This is a genomic window from Polaromonas sp. P4_H1, from assembly GCF_056400945.1.
In genome coordinates this window covers 1-20,640 of sequence record NZ_JBFUKG010000023.1, presented here as the reverse complement: position 1 = coordinate 20,640, position 20,640 = coordinate 1, and the positions used below count along the sequence as shown (strand labels likewise).

The window sequence follows — 20,640 nt, the reverse complement described above, 5'->3', positions numbered from 1 at the left end:
AGGAGTACGCAATGGGTAAGACAACCGTCAAGAAATTGGCTTCGCTGCTGGCGGCAGGCGCTTGCGCGGCCGGCATGGCCTCAGCCGCCGGAGCACAGGAAACCAAGCTGACGCTGGGCATGTCTGGCTGGACGGGGTTTGCCCCGCTGTCGCTGGCTGACAAGGCCGGCATCTTCAAGAAAAACGGCCTGGATGTGGAAATCAAGTTCATTCCGCAGAAAGACCGCCACCTGGCGCTGGCCGCCGGGGCCATCCAGTGCGCAGCCACCACCGTGGAAACCCATGTGGCCTGGAACGCCAACGGCGTGCCCATCGTGCAGATCTTCCAGATGGACAAATCCTATGGCGCCGACGGCTTGGCCGTGCGTAACGATATCAAGAGCTTTGCCGACCTGAAGGGCAAGACCATCGGCGTGGACGCTCCGGGCACCGCACCCTACTTCGGCCTGGCCTGGATGCTGAACAAAAACGGCATGACGATCAAGGACGTGAAGACCACCACCTTGTCGCCGCAGGCGTCTGCCCAGGCCTTTGTCGCAGGCCAGAACGACGCGGCCATGACCTACGAGCCCTACCTCTCCACCGTGCGCGACAACCCGGCCGCCGGCAAGATCCTGGCCACCACGCTGGACTACCCCATGGTGATGGACACGGTGGGCTGCGCACCGACCTGGCTCAAGGCCAATCCCAAAGCCGCGCAGGCGCTCACCAACTCCTATTTCGAGGCGCTGGCCATGATCAAGGCCGACCCCGTCAAGTCCAATGAATTGATGGGCTCGGCCGTCAAGCAGACCGGCGAGCAGTTTGCCAAGTCGGCAGCCTACCTGCGCTGGCAGGACAAGGCGGCCAACCAGAAGTTCTTCGCCGGCGAGATCACCGCATTCATGAAAGACGCCGAAAAGATCCTGCTGGAGTCCGGCGTGATCCGCAAGGCGCCCGAGAACCTCGCGGTCACCTTTGACGCCAGCTTCATCAAGTAACGCCATGGAACACGTCATGGAACATATCCAGGCACCGCCTCACCTGCCCGAAGCACCGGTGCGCCAGCGCAGCCAATGGCTGGCGCCGCTGGAGCCTGTGGGCACCAACTCGCGCTGGCTGCTGGGCCTGGGCTTCTTTGTGCTGTTCGTGCTGGCCTGGGCGATCTTCACGCTGGGCGGCTTTGTGTCGCCCACCTTCCTCGCCAGTCCCGTGACGATGGCCAGGGAAGGCTGGCTGCTGTTCACCGAGCTCAACTTCATCCACGACATCGGCATGACGGTGTGGAGGGTCTTCGGCGGCTTCATCCTGGCCAGCCTGATCGCCGTGCCGCTGGGCATTGCGATGGGCACCTACAAGGGGGTCGAGGCCTTTTTCGAGCCCTTCGTGTCGTTCTGCCGCTACCTGCCCGCGTCGGCCTTCATCCCGCTGCTGATCCTGTGGGCCGGCATTGGTGAAACGCAGAAAATCCTGGTGATCTTCATCGGCTCGGTGTTCCAGATCGTGCTGATGGTGGCGGTTACCGTAGGCGGCGCGCGGCGCGACCTGGTGGAAGCGGCCTACACGCTGGGCGCCTCCGACCGCGGCATCATCAACCGCGTGCTGATTCCCGGCGCGGCACCCGGCATTGCCGAAACGCTGCGCCTGGTGCTGGGCTGGGCCTGGACCTATGTGATCGTGGCGGAGCTGATCGGCTCGTCCAGCGGCATTGGCCACATGATCACCGACAGCCAGGCCCTGCTCAATACCGGGCAGATCATCTTCGGCATCATCATCATCGGGCTGATTGGCCTGGTGTCCGACTTTGCCTTCAAGGCGCTGAACCGCCGCCTGTTTGCCTGGAGTTCTATCTGATGAGTCAACTGTCCATTCAAGGGGTGTCGCGCGTTTTCGAAACCGCCAAAGGTCAGCGCACGCAGGCGCTGTTGCCGGTCGACTTCGAAGTGAACGACAACGACTTCGTCACCATCCTCGGCCCCTCGGGCTGCGGCAAGTCCACGCTGCTACGCATCGTCGCCGGGCTGGAGCGGCCCAGCACGGGCCGGGCCATCCTCGACGGCCGCCCGGTCGAAGGTCCGGGCGCCGACCGCGGCATGGTGTTTCAGAGCTACACGTTGTTTCCGTGGCTGACCGTCGCACAGAACATTCGCTTTGGCCTGCGCGAGCGCGGCATGAACGAAGCCGATCAGAAGGACCGCAGCGCCTACTTCATGGCCAAGGTGGGCCTGCGCGGCTTTGAAAACCACTTTCCCAAGCAGCTCTCCGGCGGCATGCAGCAGCGCACGGCAATTGCACGGGCGCTGGCCAACGACCCAAAAATCCTGCTGCTCGACGAGCCCTTTGGCGCACTCGACAACCAGACCCGCGTGCTGATGCAGGAGTTGCTGCTGGGTATCTGGGAGTCGGCGCGCAAGACGGTGCTGTTCGTCACCCACGACATCGACGAAGCGATCTTCATGGCCAACCGGGTGGCGGTGTTCAGCGCGCGCCCCGGACGCATCAAGTCCGACATTGCGGTGAACCTGCCGCACCCGCGGCACTATACGATCAAGACCTCGCCGGAGTTCATGGAACTCAAGGCGCGCCTGACCGAAGAAATCCGCGCGGAGTCGATGGCATCAGCCGAACATTGATATGCATTGACCCGCGCCACCTACCGACCCTGACACCATGAATTCCAATCTGCACCTCCTGCCAAAACCAGCGCGCGAAGCTGACTCCAAAATCGGCACCCCGGCCAGGGCCGACCAGTTGTCGCCCAATGTCGCGCGCTACCAGCAGGTCAAGGACTTTGTGTCGCGCAAGATCCAGGACGGCACCTGGAAGGCTGGCGACCGCCTGCCTTCCGAGCACGAGTTGGTGGTGCAGTTCGGCCTGTCGCGCATGACCGTCAACCGGGCCTTGCGCGAACTGGTGGAGCAGGGCCGCATCAAGCGCATTGCCGGGGTGGGCAGCTTCGTGGCCGACGACAAGCCGCAAGCCAACCTGCTGCAGATCGCGCGCCTGTCCGATGACATCCGGCGCCGCGGCCACGACTACCAGTGCCGGGTCATCACGGTGGAGCGCGTCTCGGCCTCACTCGATATCGCCTCCTCGCTGGGCCTGCACACCGGCGAGTCGGTGTTTCACTCGGTCTGCGTGCACCTGGAAGACGACGTGCCCATGCAGCTGGAAGACCGCTATGTCAACCCGCGCATGGCGCCCGCTTTCGGGCAGCAGGATTTCACGCTGGAGCAGCCTTCGGACTTTCTGGTGCGCACGGTGCTGTTCGACCAAATGGAACATGTGGTCGATGCCGTGCTGCCCACGCGCGAACAGGCCGCGCTGCTGCAGATGGACGCCGGTCAGCCCTGCCTGCTGCTGACCCGCCGCACCTGGATGCGGGAGGACCCCATCACCCTGGTGCGCTGCCTGCACCCGGGCATGCGTTACCGCCTGGGCAGCCGTTTCCGCACCGACGGCAATGCCGTCACCGGCTGACGCGACGGGCTACCCCGGCGAGCCAGCCAGCAAGTAAACAAACGAATAAAAACTTCTTTATCATCGATTCCGACAACTTGTATATACAGGACTAGACAATGACAACATCCCCCCACATCCTGCAACCCGGCCGCGTCAGCCTGGCCCTGTTGCGCAGCATTCACGCCGGTGGCGTGCAGCTGGCCCTGGCGCCCGAGGCCCGTGCCGGCCTGCTGGCCGCCCAGGCCACCGTGCAACGCATCGTCGATGAAGACCAGGTCGTCTACGGCATCAACACTGGCTTCGGCAAACTGGCCAGCACCAAGATTGCACCCGGCCGCCTGGTCGAACTGCAGCGCAACCTGGTGCTGTCGCACAGCGTGGGCACCGGCGAGCCGCTGCCGGCCGCCGTGGTGCGCGTGATCCTCGCCACCAAGGCGGTGAGCCTGGCGCGCGGCCACTCCGGCGTGCGGCCCGAGCTGGTGGACGCCTTGCTGGCACTGGCCAACGCGGGCGTGATGCCGCGCATCCCGGCCAAGGGTTCCGTGGGCGCCTCCGGCGACCTGGCGCCGCTGGCGCACCTGGCCTGCGTGCTGATCGGCGAAGGCCAGGCCACCACCGCCGATGGCGAAGTCATTTCCGGCGCCCAGGCCATGCGCCGCATCGGCGTGGCGCCGTTTGTGCTCGGCCCCAAGGAAGGCCTGGCACTGCTCAACGGCACCCAGGTCTCCACCGCCCTGGCGCTGGCCGGCCTGTTCGGCGCCGAACAGGTATTTGCCGCGGGCCTGGTGTCCGGCGCGTTGTCGCTGGAGGCCGTGCAGGGCTCGATCAAGCCGTTTGACGCGCGGGTGCATGCCGCGCGCGGCCAGCCCGGCCAAATGGCCGTGGCCGCGGCGGTGCGCAGCCTGCTCGAAGGTAGCGAGATCGTGCCGTCGCACCCCGACTGCGGCCGTGTGCAGGACCCGTATTCGATCCGCTGCGTGCCCCAGGTCATGGGCGCCTGCCTGGACAACCTGCAGCACGCCGCCAGGGTGCTGCAGATCGAGGCCAATGCCGCCTCCGACAACCCGCTGGTCTTCGACAATGGCGACGTGATCTCCGGCGGCAACTTCCACGCCGAGCCGGTGGCCTTTGCCGCCGACATCATCGCGCTGGCCGTGGCCGAGATCGGCGCGATTGCCGAGCGCCGCCTGGCGCTGCTGCTCGACACCGGCCTGTCCGGCCTGCCGCCCTTCCTGGTGCGCGATGGCGGCGTCAACTCCGGCTTCATGATTGCCCAGGTCACCGCTGCGGCGCTGGCTTCGGAAAACAAGTCCCTGGCGCACCCGGCCAGCGTGGACAGCCTGCCCACCTCGGCCAACCAGGAGGATCATGTGTCGATGGCGACCTTTGCCGCACGCCGCCTGGGCGAGATGGTGAACAACACCGCCGTCGTCGTCGGCATCGAAGCCATGGGCGCTGCTCAAGGCATAGAACTCAAGCGTGGCTTAAAAAGCTCCCCGCTGATCGAAGCCGAGTTCGCCCGCATCCGCGAAAAGGTGGCCTTCCTCGACCAGGACCGCTTCCTCGCGACCGACGTCGAAGCCATGCGCCAGTGGGCCTTGCACAGCGACTGGCCCGCCGCCCTGCAACAGATCCTGCCCAGCCACGCCACTGCGGCCTGAGCCCGGCCCTGAACCCAACCCCGACCTGAGCCTCATTCCAACCGTTTTATCCCAGGAGATCGCCATGAACGCCACGGATTCCTTCATCGCCCCAACCGATGTCCAAAGCGACGCCCTTGCCGACCCGCGCGTCGACCCTACCCGTGTGATCCGCGCACCGCGCGGCAGCCAGCTTCATTGCAAAAGCTGGCTCACCGAAGCAGCCTTTCGCATGATCCAGAACAACCTCGACCCCGAGGTTGCCGAGAACCCGCAAAGCCTGGTGGTCTATGGCGGCATCGGTCGCGCCGCACGCGACTGGGCCTGCTTCGACCAAATCCTGGCCACGTTGAAAGAGCTGGGCGACGATGAATCCCTGCTGGTGCAATCGGGCAAACCGGTCGGCGTGTTCAAAACCCACGCCAACGCGCCCCGCGTCCTGATCGCCAACTCCAACCTGGTGCCCAAGTGGGCCAACTGGGAACACTTCAACGAGCTCGACCGCAAGGGCCTGTTCATGTATGGCCAGATGACGGCCGGCAGCTGGATCTACATCGGCAGCCAGGGCATCGTGCAGGGCACCTTCGAGACCTTCGTCGAAGCCGGCCGTCAGCACTACAACAACAGCCTCGCTGGCAAATGGATCCTGACCGCGGGCCTGGGCGGCATGGGCGGCGCGCAGCCGCTGGCGGCCACGCTCGCCGGCGCGGTGTCGCTCAACATCGAGTGCCAGCAAAGCAGCATCGACTTCCGCCTGCGCACCCGCTACGTGGACAAGCAGGCCAGGGACATCGACGACGCGCTGGCGCTGATCAAGCACCACACTGAGCGCCAGGAGGCCGTGTCCATCGCCCTGCTGGGCAATGCCGCCGACGTGCTGCCCGAGTTGGTGAAACGCGCCAGGGCCGGCGCCATCAAGCCTGACTTGGTCACTGACCAGACTTCGGCCCACGACCTGATCAACGGCTACCTGCCCAGCGGCTGGAGCGTGGCGCAGTGGAAGGCCGCGCAGCAGGATCCGGCGCAACACAAGCGCCTGACGGACGAAGCCGCCCGCAGCTGCGCCGTCCATGTGCAGGCCATGCTGGACTTCCAGGCCATGGGCATCCCGACCGTGGACTACGGCAACAACATCCGCCAGGTCGCGTTCGACCAGGGCGTGAAAAACGCCTTTGATTTCCCCGGCTTCGTGCCCGCCTACATCCGCCCGTTGTTCTGCGAAGGCAAGGGCCCGTTCCGCTGGGTCGCGCTCTCCGGCGACCCGGAAGACATCTACAAGACCGACGCCAAGATCAAGGAGCTGTTCCCCGAGAACAAGCACACGCACCGCTGGCTCGACATGGCGCGCGAGCGCATCGCCTTCCAGGGCCTGCCCGCGCGCATCTGCTGGCTCGGCCTGGGTGAACGCCACATTGCGGGCCTGGCCTTCAACGAGATGGTGAAAAACGGCGAGCTCAAGGCCCCGATCGTGATTGGCCGCGACCACCTGGACACCGGCTCGGTCGCCAGCCCGAACCGCGAGACCGAGGCCATGAAGGACGGCACCGATGCCGTGTCCGACTGGCCGCTGCTCAACGCACTGCTCAACGCCTCGGGCGGCGCCACCTGGGTCAGCCTGCACCACGGCGGCGGCGTGGGCATGGGTTACTCGCAGCACGCGGGCATGGTCATCGTGGCCGATGGCACCGATGCTGCCGCCGAGCGGCTGGCGCGCGTGCTGGTCAACGACTGCGGCTCGGGCGTGATGCGCCATGCCGATGCGGGTTACGAGATCGCCATTGCCACCGCGAAGAAGCAGGGGCTGCACCTGCCAATGGTGAAATAAGCTCATGACCGTGCTGCAGCGCTTCGCCATCGACGACCTGAAGCCCATGCCGTGGAAGAACGGCGGCGGCACCACACGCGAAATCGTCTGCCGGCCGCCGGGCACCGGCATGGACGGCTTCGACTGGCGCGTCAGCATCGCCACCATCGCCGCGGCCGGGCCGTTCTCGGCCTTTCCCGGCGTGGACCGCGTGATCATGCTGCTGGAGGGCGCAGGTGTGCGCCTGCACGCCCGCGCGTCGGGCGTGGACCACCGGCTGGACACGCCGCTGCTGCCCTTTGCCTTTGCCGGCGATGTGGCCCTGGACTGCGATCTGCTGGGTGGCCCCTCCACCGATTTCAACGTCATGACCCGGCGCGGCAAGCTGCGGGCCGAGGTACAGGTGCTGCACGCGGCCGGCAACATCGACCCGGCCGGGCGCGGCCTGCTGCTGGCACTGCTTGGGCCGTGGCACTTGCAAACAGAAGTCGAACCCTCTTTGACATGTGAGGCCGGCACGGGCGTCTGGTGGACCAGCACGATGCAGGGCTGGCAGGCGACGCCGCAGACACACGATGCGGCATTGGTTGTGGTGCGGCTGCTGCCGGTACAGCAGCCTTGAACACGACCGGCCACAGGCATCAAAATAGCCTCCAGACGAGATATCGGTCCAACAAGCAGCTATTTATTTCATAGCAAGTCGATTTTCAAAGTACGTTTCCATAGCCCGTTTCAACAACCCGCTGGTGAACCCCATGACCACAGCCCCCCACCCTTGTGCCGACGGCATCTGGGAGCATTTGCGCCTGATGCCCGGCTCCTTGGCCGACGGCAACGACCTGGCGACAGACACCGAGGCCGCCATCGTCGTCGCGCAAGGCCATATCCGCTGGATCGGCGCCAGCACTGCGCTGCCCGCCGGGTTCAGCGCGCTGCCGCGTTTTGACGGCGGCGGCGCGCTGGTGACGCCCGGCCTGGTCGATTGCCATACCCATCTGGTGTACGGTGGCCAGCGCGCCAACGAGTTCGCGATGCGCCTGGCCGGCGCCAGCTACGAGGAGATTTCCCGGGCCGGAGGCGGCATTGTCTCCAGCGTGCGCGCCACCCGTGCGGCCGATGAAGACATGCTCTATGCGCAGGCCGCGCCGCGCCTGGAACAACTGCTGGCCGATGGCGTGTGCGCCATCGAAATCAAGTCCGGCTACGGTCTCGCCCTCGAACACGAGCGCAAGCAGCTGCGCGTGGCACGGCGCCTTGGCGATCACTATGGCGTGACGGTGCGCACCACCTTCCTCGGCGCGCATGCCCTGCCGCCCGAGTATGCGGGCCGCAGCCAGGACTACATCGACCTGGTCTGCCGCGAGATGCTGCCCGCGCTCGCCGCCGAGGGCCTGGTCGATGCAGTGGACGTATTTTGCGAACGCATCGCGTTTTCACTGGCCGAGACCGAGCAGGTGTTCCAGGCCGCGCAGCGCTTAAGCCTGCCGGTCAAGCTGCATGCCGAACAGCTCTCCGACATGGGCGGCGCCGCGCTCGCCGCGCGTTACGGCGCGCTGTCGTGCGACCACATCGAACACCTGTCGCAGGCCGGCATCGACGCCATGCGCGCGGCCGGCACGGTGGCCGTGCTGCTGCCCGGCGCCTACTACACGCTGCGCGACACCCAACTGCCGCCAATCGCCGCGCTGCGCGAAGCCGGTGTGCCCATGGCCGTCTCGACCGACCACAACCCCGGCACTTCGCCCGCACTCAGCCTGCTGCTGATGGCCAACATGGCCTGCACACTGTTTCGCCTGACCGTGCCGGAAGCGCTGGCCGGCATCACGCGCCACGCAGCCCGTGCGCTCGGACTGCAGGACACACACGGTGCGCTCGGCGTGGGCCGGCCCGCCAACTTCGTGCTGTGGCGGCTGAATGACAGCGCCGAGCTGGCCTACTGGCTGGGCCAGCAGGCGCCACGCACCATCGTGCGGCAGGGGCGCGTGGTGCTCGACGGGCTTCAGACCGCCCCCAACGCCGAGACCACCCCATGAGCGACATCGCCCCCCTCGCCGCCCCGACTTCCCATGCGCAAGCCACGGGCAGCCTGTTTGCCACCGATGCACTGCTGCCCGACGGCTGGGCGCGCAACGTGCTGCTGGAATGGAACGCCGCCGGCCAGCTGCTGGCCGTCACGCCGGACAGCAGCGCCCCGCGCAGCACGCCCCGGGCCGCCGGCCCCCTCATCCCTGGCATGCCCAACCTGCATTGCCACGCCTTCCAGCGGGCCTTTGGCGGCCTGACGGAGTTTCGCGCCGAGGCGCAGGACAGCTTCTGGAGCTGGCGCACGCTGATGTACCGCTTCGCCGCGCAGGTCACGCCCGAACTGCTGGAAGACATCGCCACCTGGCTTTACATCGAGATGCTGGAGGCCGGCTACACCTCGGTGTGCGAATTCCACTACGTGCACCACGACCTGGACGGCCGGCCCTATGCCGACGACGCCACGCTGGCCCAATGCCTGTTGCGTGCCGCAGAGCGCGCCGGCATCGGCATCACGCTGCTGCCCGTGCTCTACCAGACCAGCGGTTTTGGCGGCACGCCGCCGAATGCGGGGCAACGCCGCTTCATCCGGTCTACCGACTCGATGCTGCGCCTGCTGGAGCGCCTGCAGCCTTGTTGCGAGGTGCAGGGCGCGCGCCTGGGACTGGCGCCGCACTCTCTGCGTGCCGTGCCGCCCCACAGCCTGCGCGAGGCCCTGGCCGGGCTGGACGCCATCGACCCCACCGCGCCCATCCACATCCATATTGCCGAGCAAACGGCCGAGGTGGATGCCTGCCTGGCCTGGAGCGGCCAGCGCCCGGTGGAGTGGCTGCTGGACCATGCCGCCGTCGATGCACGCTGGTGCCTGGTGCACGCCACGCACATGACCGACGCCGAATATGAGCGCGCCGCCCGCACCGGCGCCGTGGCCGGCCTGTGCCCCACCACCGAAGCCAATCTGGGGGACGGCATTTTTGACCTGCCGCGCTGGCGCGCCGCCGGGGGCGCCTGGGGCGTGGGCTCGGACAGCAACGCCTGCGTCAACGCGGCGGAAGAGCTGATGCTGCTTGAATACGGTCAGCGCCTGCAGGGTCGCCAGCGCAATGTGCTGGCCACCGCGCAGCAACCGCAAGTCGCCACCGCGATGACGCTGCAGGCCGTGCAGGGCGGCACCCGGGCCTCGGGGCGCGCTTTGCCGCGTGGCGCTGCCGGCCTGGTACCCGGCCAGCGCGCCGATTTTGCGGCGCTGGACGCCCAGCACCCGGCCTTGTGCGAGCTGAGCGCGTCCGACATGCTGTCGGCTCACGTATTCGCCAGCCACCGCACGTCCGCACTTGATGCAGTCTGGGTCGGCGGCGTTCAGCAAACCCGCCAGGGCAGCCGCCATCCGCTGCGCGAGACGGCCGCCGCGGCCTTCATCGCCGCCCGCTCACGCCTGCTGGCGCAAACCCAGGCCTGACTCGACGGGCCAGAGGTTGGCGGTAACGCAGTCCGGTAACCCGGTTCAGGTGGCCCGGGTTATCCGCGACAATCGCCTGTATCGCCATGATGCGCATGGAAGGGGGTGAAGCTTTGCCCCGCGCCCAAGCCCAAGACTTCACAGAACTCATTGATGACCGACACCGACACCAATACCCCTCCTGCCTCCTCTACAGTGGCTCCTGCGGCGACCCCGGCCAGCCCGGATACACCCGCCACCTCCACACGCCCTCCAAGGGCCGCTGGCCGGGCGCGCGGCAGGCAGCCCGGCAAGCAGCCCAGCACGCCGCCGCGGACCCGCCAGGTGCACCCGGCGCTGGAAAAACTTTTCGAGCTATATCCGAAGATGTTCGGGGCGCAGTTCCTGCCGCTCAAGCTTGGCGTGTTCCAGGAACTGCTCGCCCAGCACCCTGATGCATTCAACCGCGACGAGCTGAAAGTCGCGCTGGGCCTGCATGCGCGGTCAACGCGCTACCTCGAAAGCGTGGCGGCGGGTCTTCCGCGCCATGACCTGCAGGGCGAGCCTGTCGAGCCCGTGGCGCCCGAGCATGTGCACCATGCCATTCTCGAAGTGTTCCGGCGGCGCCAGGCACGCTCGCGCGAGGACTTGCGGCCCGCGCTGCGCCTGCGGCTGATGCAGGCCATCGAGGCCTCGGGCCTGAGCCGGGAAGACTATTCGCTGCGCGTGCAGACGCAGGATGAAGCGTCCAACGCGCTGCTGGACGATGCCTTCAGCGAACTGGGACGCCAGGCCGCGAAGCGCGAGGCCCTGATGAAGGCCTTCGAAGCCAGCGGGCGCACGGTAGAGCAGTTCGCCGACATGTACGGTATGGACCTGGCGGAAGTCAGCCAGGCCCTGGACGGCGCGCGCCGGGACCGGGGCGGCCAGGCGGCATAGCGCCATCACGGGTCAATGCCATGAAAAAAGCCGGTGCATGCACCGGCTTTCTTGTTGCGGAATCTTGAACCGCTCAGCCGAACCGCTCGGCGCTCAGCCTTGCGCGTTCTGCAGCGCGGCGATGCGCTCTTCAATCGGCGGATGCGTCGCGAACCATTTGCCGATGCCGCCGGTGATGCCCATGGCTTCCACGGCCTTGGGCAACTCGCCGGGCTGCATGCCGCCGAGGCGGGCCAGCGCATTCATCATGGGCTGCTTGCGGCCCAGCAGCTGGGCGGAACCCGCATCCGCTCGGAACTCGCGCTGGCGCGAGAACCAGGCCACCACGATGGCGGCGGCAAAACCCAGCACGATGTCCAGCACGATGGTGCTGACGTAGTAGCCAATGCCGGGGCCGGAGTTGCTGTCGCTGCCGCGGCGCAAAAAGCTGTCCACCGCATAGCCGATGACGCGCGACAGGAACACCACAAAGGTGTTCATCACGCCCTGGATCAGCGTCATGGTGACCATGTCGCCATTGGCGACGTGGGCGATCTCATGGCCGATCACGGCTTCGATTTCTTCGCGGGTCATGCCCTGCAGCAAACCGGTGGACACCGCCACCAGCGAGGAGTTCTTGAACGCGCCGGTGGCAAATGCGTTGGGCGCGCCTTCGAAAATGCCCACTTCGGGCATGCCGATCTGCGCCTTGTCAGCCAATCTGCGGACGGTCTCGACAATCCAGGCCTCGTCGGCGTTCTGGGCATCGTTGATGATGCGCACACCGGCGCTCCACTTGGCCACGGGCTTGCTGATCAGCAGTGAAATGATCGCGCCGCCGAAACCCATGATCAGCGCAAAGCCGAGCAGCGCCGAGAGGTTCAGGCCATTGGCCGTGAGGAAGCGGTTGACGCCGAGCAGGCTGGCCACAATGCCCAGCACGGCCACGACGGCAATGTTGGTCAGGATAAACAAAAAGATGCGTTTCATGAATTCTCCGTGGGGGGTCGATAACCAGGGGCAAGGGCAGCAGCCATGCTGCCGTGAGAGTTGCGTTCCGGACAAGTTGGGGGGTTTCCTCCCAAATCAAGCCGTTCGGGCCGGCTGCCGGCGCAGGATTTTTTATGTGTTGTTTCTACCTGCGTGGACGGAATACAAGGGAGTCATCATAAAAGGAAAAGTTCTCGTTTTCCGGCCACCAGCCCGGCACGCCCAGTACCGGCAAGGGTGCAAAGGGCTTGCCGGCCAGCTTGTCGGCGCTCAAATCAGCAGCCACCCAAGCATCCAGCTCTGCTATTGAATCAATAGCTGGTTGCGCCCGATACACATGGGCCGTGATCGGTTTTCGCGGATATACCAGCTTTTCGAGCAAGGCATGGCCAAAAAGCACCAGCTGCGTGTCAGCCCACAGCGGGCGCAAGCCGATGAAGAGTTGCTGCCAGTCCCGGGCGACCAAGGCATCCCACAGGGCTTGCGGCGCCAGCAGGAAGGCGGCGTTTTCATCAAACAGCGTCAGCGCATCGCGCACCGGGCCGCGCACCGGCCGGATGCCTGCCGCCTCAATCTCGGCCGCCTGCAGTTGGTTGAGCCGGGTCTTGGTCTCGGGAAACTGCAACCAGCACAGGCCATTGAAGAAGTCATGCAGTCCGTCGCGTGTCGGGCAATCGCGTGTGTTGAAGATATAGCGCTCGTAGGCCTCGCCGGGCGGCAAATCGCCCTGCGGCACAAAGCGCACGGGGCAATGTTCCCCATCGCCCGCCCGGATGACATTCGCATTCGCAGCCGCCGCGCCGTGCGTCTGGGCCACGGCATTGAGGGCTTGCGCAACACCGGCGCCCTGCAGCGCCAGCGCACCGGCCGCCTCGCCCGCACGGCGCAGGGGCGCAAACCAGGGTTGGGACCAGTCGATGGCCGCCAGCGGGCTCACGGCGTCAGGCATGGGGGCTCCGCAATATGCCGCAACGCCCGCAGCACCGCCATGGCGCTTGGCTCCCTGTACCGACAATAGCCCTTTCCGCATCTTGCATACAGAACCTTACGCTCAATAAAAATTACAATGCGGGGTGCTGCGGCAATGTGACGCGCCTTTTTCAGGATTCGAGGGTTCATGGCTAAAAAATTCGAAATAGAGATGCCGAAGTCGCTGACGGAGATTGTTGCGCAGCGCGTGCGGCAGGCGATTATTGACGGAGAGTTTGCCCTGGGCCAGATGATTTCGGAAGAAACCCTGGCCGAATCGTTTGGCGTCAGCCGCACGCCCGTGCGCGATGCACTGACGCTGCTGCAAACCACCGGGCTGGTGGACATCCGCTCCAAACGCGGCAGCTTCGTCTTCCAGCCGGATGAAGATGACGTACGCGCCATCTGCGACTTCCGCGCCACCCTGGAGCTGCACGCCGCCAAGCGCTCCCGCGCCGTGAACCGGCAGGCCACCATCGCCGCGCTGGAAGCGGTTTTTGCGCAGATGGAGGTCGCCAGCGAAGCCGACGACGAGATCGGCTATGGCCACTGCGACTCGGCTTTTCACGAAGCGCTGTTCACGCATTGCGGCAACGCCTATGTGGTCAATGCCTACGCACTCGTTTCCAGCAAGATCGCCGCCCTGCGCACCAACATGGCCAAGCAGTTTTCCGATGCGCGCAAGGTGTCGCTGCAGGAGCACCGCGAGATGATCCAGTACATCGACGACGGCGACTTTGACCGGCTGGAGCAACTGATCCAGAGCCATGTGGGCAGGACGGTCGAAGCCTTTCGCCTGGCCAGTGCTGCGGCACTGAAAGCCGCCCCCGCGCCCCTCAAGCTGAACGTCGCGGGCACCTGATCCACCTGAGCCACCTCCCGCCTCCTTTTTAAAGACACCATGACACCCGCCCAACAACTCCAGCAACTGCTCAAGACCGGCAACATCGTGATGGCGCCGGGCGCACCCGATGCCATCACCGCACGCATGATCCAGAAGGCGGGCTTTCCGGCCATCTACATGACGGGTTTCGGCGCAACCGCCAGCCGCCTGGGCACGCCCGACATCGGCCTGCTGAGCCAGACCGAGATGACCAGCCACGCGCGCGACATGGCCCGGGTGGTTGACATCCCCATCATTGCCGATGCCGACACCGGCTACGGCGGGCCGTCCAACATCCACCGCACGGTACGCGAGTACATCCAGGCCGGCGTGGCCGCCATTCACCTGGAAGACCAGGTCGCGCCCAAGCGCTGCGGCCAGATGGCCGGCATCCGGCTGATGGACGCGCAGGAAAACGTGCTGCGGCTGAAATGCGCCATCGAGGCGCGCGGCAAGGATGAGCTGCTCATCATCGGCCGCACCGATGCCCTGCCCGCGGCCGGCATGGATGAAGCCATCCGGCGCGCCCATGGGTACCAGGAGGCCGGCGTGGACCTGGTCTTTGTCGACGGCATCAAAAAAATCGCCGAAGTCGAAGCCATCGCCAGGGCGGTCCAGGGACCCAAGGTCGTCTCCATCGTCGATGGCAATGAAACCACCGCGCTGACGGCCAAAGACCTGCAGGACATGGGTTTTTCCGTGGTGTTTTATGCGGTGACGGCGCTTTTCACCGCGGTGAAAGCCGTCTCGGATGCGCTCGCCGAACTGCAGCGCTCCGGCACACCGAAGGCGAGCGAGCGCGCCATGGTGAGTTATGCCGAATTCAGCACGCTGGTCGACCTGGATTTCCACAAGGACCTGGATGACCGGTTTGGCGCCTGAGACAGGCACGCGGCCGAGCGGGGTGACGCCACCTTTCGACCCCGCCTGCCGCTACTGCACGGCGACGGTGGCGGAACTTGAGGACGTGATGTTCCATGTCGCCGACCTGGACCGTTCGCGGGTTTTCCTGTTCAGGGACCAGACGCACAGGGGCCGCTGCGTCGTGCTGCTGAAACAGCACGCGCGGGAACTGTTCGAGCTGGAGGACGAAAACCTGCGCATTTTCATGCGCGAGGTCGCCCGGGTGGCAGCCGCGGTGGCGCAAGTCAGCGCCTGCGACAAGGTGAACTACGCGCTGTATGGCGACAAGGCCAACCACCTGCATGTGCACGTCGTGCCGAAGACGAAAGGCGGCCCGGCCTGGGGCCAGCCCTTCATCCTCAACGCGGACGTTCCGGTAGAGCTTGCACTGCCAGAGCGGCAGGCCATGCGGTTAAAACTGAAGCACCTCCTGCAGTCTGAATAAGCGCCACAGCCACTTTTTCCTTAAATTTCAGGAACTCCTCAGCTCAATGCATGCGATACGCTTTTCTTGCTCCCTCGCCCTTTGGGAGAGGGTTGGGGTGAGGGCCAGCGGCGTATAAAAGGCTGCAGCCTTTTGCATCGGTCGCGGCCCCCATCCCAACCTTCCCCCAAAGGCGGGAAGGAGTAAAACAGGGAAACGTCGCCGTTCAAGACGGAAGGACTGAGTAGCTACAAATTTTCAGTTCTTGCCCAAGGGCGGCAGGACTTCCTTGACCACGGGTTTGCCGCCCTTGATCTCGATGAGGAAGCTCTCGCGGTCGATGTCGCCCTTGTCATCGAAGGTGACATCCATCAGCACGCCGGGTTCGTCCGCCACCTTGATGGTCATGCCGTGCAGTTGTTTGGCCACTGCCACGCGGTCGAACTTGCCCACCTTCTGGATCGCGGCCTTGAGCATGTAAACACCCTGGTAGCCCTTGATGCCGTTGTGGTCGGGAATGAAGTTGTATTCCTTCACAAACTTGTCGCGCACCATCTTCACCCCTGCGATGGGAGCGTCGGCCGACATTTCGGAGTGCCCGACCACGCCGTTGGCCGCGTCGCCCGCCAGGTCGATCACCTTCTGGCTCAGCAGCGTCACGTCGCCCACGATCGGCTTGTCCCAGCCCTGCTTGCGCAGTTCGCGCACCGCCCGCGCCGACTCTTCTTCGTTCAGGTAGACAAACACCGCCTCGGCGCCGGCCTGCTTCACCTTGATGATGGGCGCGGAGAAATCGAGCTGGCCTGCTTCGGTGGAAATGTCCGCCACTACCTCCACTCCATGGGTTTTCAGGGCACTGACGATGGCATCACGCCCGGGTTTGCCGAAGTCGTTGTTGACGAACAGCACGGCGATTTTTTTGACCTTCAGGTTTCGCGCGATGTAGCGCGCGGCCTTGGGCATGCTGTTGACCTGCGTCAGGCCGGTGCGAAAGATGTAGGGACTGCCCTGCTGGGTCACCAGGGCCCCGGCAGCGGCCGTGAAATTGGGCACCTCGGCACGCCGCGTCTCGGTCTGGCTGATCAGGATGGAGCCGCTGAAGACAGGGCCGAAGATGGCAAACGCGCCGTCATCAATGGCGCGCACCACCAGCGCCTTGGCAATGCCGGGATTGGTCTGGGTGTCCATGTTGGTCACCTCAAGCTTGCGTCCCAGGATGCCGCCGGAGGCATTGACGTCTTTGACCGCCAGTTCAATGCCGGACTTGAACATGGTGCCCGCCGTTGCCCCGGTGCCGGAGAGCTCGACCACGTTGAAAATTTTGATGGGCTGGGCCTGCGCCCACAGTTCAGGGCTGAGAAAAAGGGCCGAGGCCGCTACCGTGGCGATCATGGCTCTGCGCTTAAAGATCATGGCTGTCTCCATTGAGGGTCTGAAAGTTATCGGAATGCCGGAAATGAAGGCTCTTATACCGGCCTCGCCACAATAGTGTACAGTACCCGGTACCTTACATACATCATTTAATTTTGGTCGATTCTTATGTCCACTAACGTCACTGCCGCCACTGTCGCCACCCCCAACGCAATCGAACAAGCCTTGCAGGAGATCCGCAACCAGCTGGGCGAGGCCTGCGTATTCACCGCGGACGCCGTGCCCGCCCGAAACCGCAATGACTACAGCGGGATGAGCGCCACGCAGCCGCTGGCCGTGGTTCGCCCCGCCGACACGGCGGGCGTCGCCACCGCCCTGCGCATCTGCCACGCGCACGGCGTTGCCGTGGTGCCGCAGGGCGGCCTCACCGGGCTGTGCGGCGGAGCGCGCGCCGGCGCCCATGAGGTCGCGCTGTCGCTGGAGCGCCTGGCCGGCATCGAGGAGATCGACCCCAATTCCGCCACCATGACGATGCTGGCCGGCACACCGCTGGAGGTGGTGCAACAGGCCGCCGCGGCCGCCGGCTTCTTTTGCCCGCTGGACCTGGGTGCGCGCGGCTCCTGCGCCATTGGCGGCAACCTGTCGACCAACGCCGGCGGCAACCGGGTGATCCGCTACGGCATGGCCCGGGACATGGTGCTCGGGCTGGAAGCGGTGCTGGCCGACGGCACCGTCATGACCAGCCTGAACAAGATGATCAAGAACAACGCGGGCTTCGACCTGAAGCACCTGTTCATCGGCAGCGAAGGCACGCTGGGCATCATCACGCGCATCGTCCTGCGCCTGTTCCCCAAACCGGCCTCCACCATGGTGGCGCTGTGCGCGGCAGAGGACTACGGCACCGTGCTCAAGCTGCTGGCAGCAGCACGCGGCGAGCTCGGCCCGATGCTCTCCGCCTTTGAAGTCATGTGGCCCGACTACTGGGACATGGCCACCGAACGCGTCAAGGGCGTGCGCAATCCGTTCGCGGGCGACGGCCGCCGCTACGGCGCCTATGTGCTGGTGGAGGCGCTGGGCACCGACCCGGCCATCGACGGCCCGCGCTTCGAAGCGTGGCTGGAGCGGCTGCTGGAGTCAGGCACCGTGCCCAATGCGGTGGTGTCGCAGTCGCTCGCCGATGAAAAGGCTTTTTGGGGCGTGCGCGATGCCTGCGCGGAATTCCACCAGCTCTGGCCCGGCCACCTGGCGTTCGACATCGGCCTGCCGGTGGCAGCCATGGACACTTACGCCAAACGATGCAAGGCCGTGCTCAGCGAGCAAGTGCCGGGCTGCGAAGCGGTGTTTTATGGCCACATCGGCGACGGCAATGTGCACATCGTCGCCTACCAGCCCGGCGTGGCTGCGCAGCCCAAGGACGCCGTAGAAGAGGTTGTCTACGGGCTGGTGCGCGAATACGGCGGCACCGTCTCGGCCGAGCACGGCATCGGCACCCTCAAGCGCCGCTGGCTGGCCCATGCCCGCTCGCCGGAGGAAATCGCGTTGATGCGCACGCTGAAAGCGGCCCTGGACCCGAAGAACATTTTGAATCCGGGCAAAGTGATTTGAAAAGCTGCGGGGTCATTCACCCCTGCAGCCGCACCCGGCTCAACCTCAGGCCCGGGCCGTTTTGTTCAGCCGCTTGTCGCGCACCGCCACGGTGGACTTGCCTTCGTCGGCGATTTCAAACAGCTGCGTGGCGACCAGCAGTTTGGTCAGCGTCGCATAACCATAGTTGCGATGGTCAAACGAGGCCTGGTTGGCGATCTGGGTGCCGACCGCTCCCACGCGCGCCCAGCCCTCGTCGTCGGCCGCCGCCTGCACGGCATTGCGCAGCAGCATGACGAGCTTGGCGTCCTGCTTGAGCTGCGCCGGCGTGGCACGCAAGGGAGCCGCAGTCACCGCCTCGCCGTCATCGCGGGTGTCTCCGGCAGCGCCGCCTGCGGCATCGCCCACAGCCAGGGGACGCAACTTGTCCAGGAACAGGAACCTCGAACATGCATTCACAAAAGGCTCGGGCGTCTTCTGCGCGCCAAACCCATAAACGGCAGCACCCTTGGCACGCAAATGCATCACCAGCGGCGTGAAGTCGGCGTCGGACGACACAATGCCAAAGGCATCGGGCCGGTCGGTGTAGAGCAGCTCCAGCGCGTCAATCACCATGGCCATGTCACTGGCATTTTTGCCTTTGCTGTAGTCGAACTGCTGCATCGGGCGGATGGCATGCTCATGCAGCGCTTCTTCCCAGCCCTTGAGCTCGCTCTTTTTCCAGTTGCCGTAAGCGCGGCGGATATTGGTCTCGCCAAAGGTCGACAACTCGTTGAGGATCAGGTCGATTTTGGACGCCGGCGAATTGTCGGCGTCAATCAGCAGAGCAACGCGCGGCTTGTGGTCCATCATTCGCTCCGGGTGGTGTCAAGCTTCCATGGCAGGCTTTCACCCGAGCGCAGGGGCTTGAGTTCGGCCTCGCCAAACGCATAACTCTCGGGCGGCGTCCAGTTTTCTTTCTTCAAGGTAATGGTGCCCTGGTTGCGCAGCAGGCTGTAGAAGTCTGCGCCGTTGAAACTGGCAAAAGCCTCGAGCTTGTCCAGTGCACCGGCTGCTTCAAAGGCTTCGGCATACAGCTCCATCGCCGCATGGGCGGTGTAGCAGCCGGCGCAGCCGGTGGCATGCTCCTTGAGGTGGGCCGGGTGCGGCGCGCTGTCCGTGCCGAGGAAAAACCGGTTGTTGCCACTGGTGGCCGCCGCGACCAGCGCGACGCGGTGCGTTTCGCGCTTGAGCACGGGCAGGCAGTAGTAGTGCGGCCGGATGCCGCCGGTGAAAATCGCGTTGCGGTTGTACAGCAGATGGTGCGCGGTGATGGTGGCCCCCGTGAAACGGTCGGCGTCATGCACATACTGCGCGGCTTCCCGCGTGGTGATGTGCTCCAGCACGATTTTCAGTTCCGGGAAATCACGGCGCAGCGGAATCAGCTGCGTCTCGATGAACACCGCCTCGCGGTCAAACAGGTCGATGTCGGGCGAGGTCACCTCGCCATGCACCAGCAGCAGCAGGCCTTCGCGCTGCATCGCTTCGAGTGTTTTGTAGGTCTTGCGCAGGTCGGTCACGCCGGCGTCGCTGTTGGTGGTGGCGCCGGCCGGGTAAAGCTTGGTGGCGACCACGCCGGCCTCTTTGGCCCGCTTGATCTCGTCGGGCGGCAGGTTGTCGGTCAAATACAGCGTCATCAGCGGCTCGAAGCTCACACCCGGCGGCACGGCCGCCTGGATGCGCTCGCGGTAGGCCACGGCCTGGGCCGCGGTGGTCACCGGCGGGCGCAGGTTGGGCATGATGATGGCCCGGCCAAACTGGGCGGCGGTATGCGGCACCACCGTGCTCAATGCATCGCCGTCCCGCACATGCAGGTGCCAGTCGTCCGGGCGGGTGATGGTCAGGGTGAGGGCCTGGGGGGAAGTGGCTGAAGTCATGCATTGAATTGTCGCATTTGCGGGCCACCGCCTGCCCTCGGCGCTGCCAATCCGCCCACTTCGCAAGTGCGTTTAAGGAGAATGGCACTTACTTTGGCAGGTTGGCCTTCGGCGACGTGCGTAAGTGCTTGAAAGCAAAGGGAGATGGCTGACCAAAGGGTCGATAGGATGGTTGTTTACGAAGCACCCAAACCATCTTCCCAAAGGCCAGCCACCATGGATCGTAATGCCCAAAGCGTCTTGCATCAACGTTGCAGCAGCATTGGACGCCGGGCGAGATCGACCCAGGCGGTGGAATTCTTCAACGTTCTGACGAGTCCGGAGTTGCCGGAGTTGC

Annotated in this window: 19 protein-coding genes; 14 read left to right on the top strand and 5 right to left on the bottom strand. The window is 65.2% G+C overall.

Features of this window, described 5'->3' with window-relative positions:
• Positions 1–11: 11 nt before the first annotated feature.
• The 10 genes from AC1DS5_RS22830 to AC1DS5_RS22785 all read left to right on the top strand — a co-directional run bounded on the left by AC1DS5_RS22830 (position 12) and on the right by AC1DS5_RS22785 (position 11,284).
• Positions 12–980 (top strand): ABC transporter substrate-binding protein, encoded by a 969-nt coding sequence (locus tag AC1DS5_RS22830; RefSeq protein ID WP_477720541.1) that lies wholly within the window; start codon positions 12–14, stop codon positions 978–980.
• A 16-nt stretch (positions 981–996) separates the two neighbouring features.
• A complete protein-coding gene (locus AC1DS5_RS22825; protein WP_477720540.1) occupies positions 997–1,833 on the top strand; it encodes an ABC transporter permease in 837 nt (278 codons plus the stop codon).
• Positions 1,833–2,612, top strand: a complete 780-nt coding sequence (locus AC1DS5_RS22820) for an ABC transporter ATP-binding protein (RefSeq protein ID WP_477720539.1) — start codon at positions 1,833–1,835, stop codon at positions 2,610–2,612. The genes AC1DS5_RS22825 and AC1DS5_RS22820 overlap by 1 nt, the downstream gene beginning before the upstream one ends.
• 37 nt (positions 2,613–2,649) lie before the next feature.
• The gene (gene hutC / locus AC1DS5_RS22815; RefSeq protein WP_477720538.1) at positions 2,650–3,459 is read left to right on the top strand and encodes a histidine utilization repressor; all 810 of its coding nucleotides are present in this window, start codon (positions 2,650–2,652) and stop codon (positions 3,457–3,459) included.
• Positions 3,460–3,557: 98 nt separating this feature from the next.
• Positions 3,558–5,102 (top strand): histidine ammonia-lyase, encoded by a 1,545-nt coding sequence (hutH, locus tag AC1DS5_RS22810; RefSeq protein ID WP_477720537.1) that lies wholly within the window; start codon positions 3,558–3,560, stop codon positions 5,100–5,102.
• A 64-nt stretch (positions 5,103–5,166) separates the two neighbouring features.
• A complete protein-coding gene (gene hutU, locus AC1DS5_RS22805; RefSeq protein ID WP_477720536.1) occupies positions 5,167–6,906 on the top strand; it encodes a urocanate hydratase in 1,740 nt (579 codons plus the stop codon).
• 4 nt (positions 6,907–6,910) lie between these two features.
• On the top strand, positions 6,911–7,507 hold the full coding sequence (locus AC1DS5_RS22800; RefSeq protein ID WP_477720535.1) for a HutD/Ves family protein: 597 nt from the start codon (positions 6,911–6,913) through the stop codon (positions 7,505–7,507).
• Positions 7,508–7,640: 133 nt separating this feature from the next.
• Positions 7,641–8,918: an imidazolonepropionase gene (hutI, locus tag AC1DS5_RS22795; RefSeq protein WP_477720534.1), complete on the top strand. Its 1,278-nt coding sequence runs from the start codon at positions 7,641–7,643 to the stop codon at positions 8,916–8,918.
• Positions 8,915–10,366: a formimidoylglutamate deiminase gene (locus tag AC1DS5_RS22790; RefSeq protein ID WP_477720533.1), complete on the top strand. Its 1,452-nt coding sequence runs from the start codon at positions 8,915–8,917 to the stop codon at positions 10,364–10,366. Before hutI ends, AC1DS5_RS22790 begins: the two co-directional genes overlap by 4 nt.
• Positions 10,367–10,519: 153 nt before the next feature.
• Positions 10,520–11,284, top strand: coding sequence for a ProQ/FINO family protein (locus AC1DS5_RS22785; RefSeq protein ID WP_477720532.1), 765 nt, complete (start codon positions 10,520–10,522; stop codon positions 11,282–11,284).
• Between the two features lie 93 nt (positions 11,285–11,377).
• Here the strand turns inward: AC1DS5_RS22785 and htpX are convergent, their stop codons facing one another.
• Both htpX and AC1DS5_RS22775 read right to left on the bottom strand, forming a co-directional pair.
• Complete coding sequence (htpX, locus tag AC1DS5_RS22780) at positions 11,378–12,253, bottom strand: protease HtpX (protein WP_477720531.1); 876 nt, start codon at positions 12,251–12,253, stop codon at positions 11,378–11,380.
• 145 nt (positions 12,254–12,398) lie between these two features.
• Entirely contained in the window at positions 12,399–13,202 is an 804-nt protein-coding gene (locus AC1DS5_RS22775) for a DUF3025 domain-containing protein (protein ID WP_477720530.1), read from the bottom strand.
• A 168-nt stretch (positions 13,203–13,370) separates the two neighbouring features.
• On the opposite strand from AC1DS5_RS22775, the gene AC1DS5_RS22770 reads away from it, so the two are divergent.
• From AC1DS5_RS22770 to AC1DS5_RS22760, 3 genes are read left to right on the top strand one after another with little or no spacing between them, the layout of a single operon-like run.
• Positions 13,371–14,084, top strand: coding sequence for a GntR family transcriptional regulator (locus tag AC1DS5_RS22770; RefSeq protein WP_477720529.1), 714 nt, complete (start codon positions 13,371–13,373; stop codon positions 14,082–14,084).
• 39 nt (positions 14,085–14,123) lie between these two features.
• Positions 14,124–14,987 carry an isocitrate lyase/PEP mutase family protein gene (locus tag AC1DS5_RS22765; RefSeq protein ID WP_477720528.1) on the top strand — a complete coding sequence of 288 codons (864 nt, stop codon included), beginning with the start codon at positions 14,124–14,126 and terminating at the stop codon, positions 14,985–14,987.
• Positions 14,977–15,453 (top strand): HIT family protein, encoded by a 477-nt coding sequence (locus AC1DS5_RS22760; RefSeq protein WP_477720527.1) that lies wholly within the window; start codon positions 14,977–14,979, stop codon positions 15,451–15,453. Before AC1DS5_RS22765 ends, AC1DS5_RS22760 begins: the two co-directional genes overlap by 11 nt.
• Positions 15,454–15,690: 237 nt before the next feature.
• On the opposite strand, the gene AC1DS5_RS22755 is transcribed toward AC1DS5_RS22760, so the two are convergent.
• On the bottom strand, positions 15,691–16,845 hold the full coding sequence (locus AC1DS5_RS22755) for an ABC transporter substrate-binding protein (protein ID WP_477720526.1): 1,155 nt from the start codon (positions 16,843–16,845) through the stop codon (positions 15,691–15,693).
• A 126-nt stretch (positions 16,846–16,971) separates the two neighbouring features.
• Here AC1DS5_RS22755 and AC1DS5_RS22750 point away from each other — a divergent pair, with 126 nt between their 5' ends.
• Positions 16,972–18,408 carry an FAD-binding oxidoreductase gene (locus tag AC1DS5_RS22750; protein ID WP_477720525.1) on the top strand — a complete coding sequence of 479 codons (1,437 nt, stop codon included), beginning with the start codon at positions 16,972–16,974 and terminating at the stop codon, positions 18,406–18,408.
• Between the two features lie 45 nt (positions 18,409–18,453).
• Here the strand turns inward: AC1DS5_RS22750 and AC1DS5_RS22745 are convergent, their stop codons facing one another.
• Both AC1DS5_RS22745 and pyrC read right to left on the bottom strand, forming a co-directional pair.
• Positions 18,454–19,236, bottom strand: a complete 783-nt coding sequence (locus AC1DS5_RS22745) for an NYN domain-containing protein (RefSeq protein WP_477720524.1) — start codon at positions 19,234–19,236, stop codon at positions 18,454–18,456.
• On the bottom strand, positions 19,236–20,303 hold the full coding sequence (gene pyrC / locus AC1DS5_RS22740; RefSeq protein ID WP_477720523.1) for a dihydroorotase: 1,068 nt from the start codon (positions 20,301–20,303) through the stop codon (positions 19,236–19,238). The genes AC1DS5_RS22745 and pyrC overlap by 1 nt, the downstream gene beginning before the upstream one ends.
• Positions 20,304–20,640 lie beyond the last annotated feature (337 nt).